This window comes from Desulfovibrio sp. 1188_IL3213 (assembly GCF_036763145.1).
Classification (GTDB): domain Bacteria; phylum Desulfobacterota; class Desulfovibrionia; order Desulfovibrionales; family Desulfovibrionaceae; genus Desulfovibrio.
This window is the reverse complement of sequence record NZ_JBAIYR010000312.1, coordinates 1-2,846: the sequence shown is the minus strand read 5'-3', so window position 1 is coordinate 2,846 and position 2,846 is coordinate 1. Positions and strand designations below refer to the sequence as shown.

The window sequence follows — 2,846 nt, the reverse complement described above, 5'->3', positions numbered from 1 at the left end:
CGGCCCGGTCAAGGCCGTGATGGACGTTGTGTTTGAGGACTTCAAGTCCATGCGTCTGCCCGCCCCCGTGCGCATTGCCCTTGCCTGCTGCATCAACATGTGCGGCGCTGTGCACTGCTCCGACATCGGCCTTGTGGGCATCCACCGCAAGCCGCCCATGATCGACCACGAGTGGACCGACCAGCTGTGCGAAATTCCCCTGGCCGTGGCCGCTTGCCCCACTGCCGCCGTGCGTCCCACCAAGGTGGAGCTTGACGGCAAAAAGGTGAACTCCATCGCCATCAAGAACGAACGCTGCATGTACTGCGGTAACTGCTACACCATGTGTCCCGCGCTGCCCATCTCGGACGGCGACGGCGACGGCGTTGCCATCATGGTGGGCGGCAAGGTTTCCAACCGCATCAGCATGCCCAAGTTCTCCAAGGTCGTTGTGGGTTACATCCCCAACGAACCGCCCCGCTGGCCTTCGTTGACCAAGACCGTGAAGCACATCGTTGAAGTGTACGCTGCCAATGCCAATAAATACGAACGCCTGGGCGACTGGGCTGAGCGCATCGGCTGGGAAACCTTCTTCAAGCTGACCGGCCTTGAGTTCACCCACCACCTTATCGACGACTTCCGTGACCCTGCCTACTACACCTGGCGGCAGAGCACGCAGTTCAAGTTCTAGGACTATCTTGTTTTAACCCCGGCGGCGCATCCGCGCCGCCGGGACAGGAGAATCACCATGGCTGACGACAAAGATATTGTTGTTGATTTTCTGAACAGCAAAGCCGCCTCCAAGTCCAAGTTCTATTTCAAGGACTTTACGGACCTGTTCCCTGACAAAGGTCCCCGCGACGTGAAGAAGATCCTCACCAAGCTGGTTAACGAAGAAGTGCTGGAGTTCTGGTCTTCCGGTTCCACCACCATGTATGGCCTGAAGGGTGCCGGCAAGCAGTCCCACGCTGAAGGCGAAGACTAGCGTTTGGCCTTTTTAGCCGCATGCAGCGTCACAACCGGCTTTTTGTTCCGAAACCGACCAGTTCGTTTTCGCAATGAGAGCCTGTGTATTTTGTCTGCGGCTAAAAATTTCCAAGCACCGGGCCTGATCCGTTCTTGGCCTGCGCGAGGCGCGTCAGCCTTTGCGTGAAAGCCTTATCAAGAAGTGTCGCAACGATTGTTGCGGCACTTCTTGCTTTGTAGAGTATTATTCTGCACTGTATCGTAAAACTGATATGGAAAGGAGTGGATATGGACACCCCGTTCAACCTTACCGATGCAGAGAAGAATTTTTTAAGCCGCCAGGCCCGAATGTCCATCGAAGCCGGCTTGCTGGGCAAAACAGTGCCTTCCATCCCCGAGCCGCCGGAAAGCCTGCATCGACCCCAGGCGCCGCTGCTGCGGCCTTTGGGTGCGTTTGTAACCATTACCCTCCATCAGGCCCTGCGGGGCTGCATCGGCAATATTGTCGGGCGGGAACCCCTGTATAAAAGCGTCTGGCATCTGGCAGCTGCGGCCGCTTTCAGTGATCCCCGCTTTTCTCCCCTGACGCTTGATGAGTGGCGCAAGGCCGAACTGGATATTTCTGTGCTGGGTACGTTGCAGTCCTGCCCGGACCCGGAAAAAATAGAGGTGGGTGTTCACGGTCTCGTCCTGCAATGGCAAGGACACAGTGGCGTTTTTCTGCCGCAGGTTCCTGTGGATCAGGGCTGGAACAGGCTGGAGTATCTGGACAATCTTTGCCTCAAGGCCAACCTGCCCAAGGGAAGCTGGCAAAACCCGGGAGCGGAACTGCTTTGCTTTGAGGCTTTTGTTTTTCCCGCTTGAAATGAAGCGGCCCTCCAGTTTCGCGTCACAAGGCAATGTATGGCGTGATTTTCCCGGCATTGCGCGGGCTGGGGCAAGTGACGAAAGCCATGCGCAAAAGACTGCCTTGCCGTGTGCGGGCGCTCGCAAGCGCCGCAGGCGCGGCAGAAATGTCAGCAATGTCAAAGCGAAATTGCTCTAAGTTTCCGGCTTCCTCAGGCACACGTTTTGGCAAGGCTTGCCTTGTGTCTTTTTCTGCAAACAATTCCACGCTCATGTTTTTTCATGGTACGACGCCTTGCGTAACCGGTCGTGAAAGCGTATGTTGTTTCTGTTTCTCAGGGCGGGGTGCAAGTCCCCACCGGCGGTGATACGGCGGCCTTATGGCCTGCGTCAGCCCGCGAGCGCCCATGCTGGGGTCAGCAGATTCGGTGAGAATCCGAAGCCGACGGTAACAGTCCGGATGGAAGAGAACGGTTACAGCCGCCAATGGCCTTGCGCATGTGCGCCGGGTTTTTGCTGCCGCGTGTGAGCTTTCGCCTTTGGCGAAGTTTCCGGTGGCATTCCTTTGGCGGCCCGTCCACGCCCTGATGCACCCTCTCCCGGCATTGACCGGAAAACGGAGAACGGCATGCATCAGTCCTCATTGTCTCTTGATTCCTTTGGCAGCTCGCACGAGCGTGTGCAGAAAGCGCTGGCGTCCTTGCGCGCCGGTGGCGGTGTTCTGGTGGTGGATGATGAAGACCGGGAAAATGAAGGTGACCTCATTTTTCCGGCCCGGACCATCACCGTGCCGCAAATGGCCATGCTCATAAGGCATTGCAGCGGTATTGTCTGCCTGTGCCTTACAGACGAGTACACGCGGCGTCTTGGCCTGCCCATGATGACAGAGCACAACACCAATACGCAGCAAACGGCGTTCACCATTTCCATCGAAGCCGCCACTGGCGTGACCACCGGGGTTTCCGCCTCTGACCGTGTGGCGACCATTCAGGCCGCCGTGGCGGAAAACGCGCGCCCGGAAGACCTGCGCCGTCCGGGCCATGTGTTCCCCCTGC

The 2,846-nt window shown here is 57.8% G+C and carries 4 protein-coding genes and 1 riboswitch; all 4 genes read left to right on the top strand.

What is annotated here, in order from left to right; all coding sequences use genetic code 11:
* The coding region (locus V6C16_RS10755; protein ID WP_333543187.1) for a 4Fe-4S dicluster domain-containing protein at nt 1-670 on the top strand (670 nt) is incomplete at its 5' end.
* A 57-nt stretch (nt 671-727) separates the two neighbouring features.
* Nucleotides 728-964, top strand: a complete 237-nt coding sequence (locus tag V6C16_RS10750; RefSeq protein ID WP_015939294.1) for a dissimilatory sulfite reductase D family protein — start codon at nt 728-730, stop codon at nt 962-964.
* 269 nt (nt 965-1,233) lie between these two features.
* Nucleotides 1,234-1,809 (top strand): AmmeMemoRadiSam system protein A, encoded by a 576-nt coding sequence (amrA, locus tag V6C16_RS10745; protein ID WP_333536291.1) that lies wholly within the window; start codon nt 1,234-1,236, stop codon nt 1,807-1,809.
* A 308-nt stretch (nt 1,810-2,117) separates the two neighbouring features.
* Nucleotides 2,118-2,267, top strand: a riboswitch (FMN riboswitch).
* A gap of 152 nt (nt 2,268-2,419) precedes the next feature.
* Nucleotides 2,420-2,846 (top strand): 3,4-dihydroxy-2-butanone-4-phosphate synthase (locus V6C16_RS10740; protein ID WP_333543186.1); only part of this gene is annotated, 427 nt, incomplete at its 3' end.

Coding starts and splice junctions, on each gene's coding strand:
- V6C16_RS10750 (WP_015939294.1), top strand. CDS start 728: ATGGCTGACGACAAAGATATTGTTGTTGATTTTCTGAACAGCAAAGCC.
- amrA (WP_333536291.1), top strand. CDS start 1,234: ATGGACACCCCGTTCAACCTTACCGATGCAGAGAAGAATTTTTTAAGC.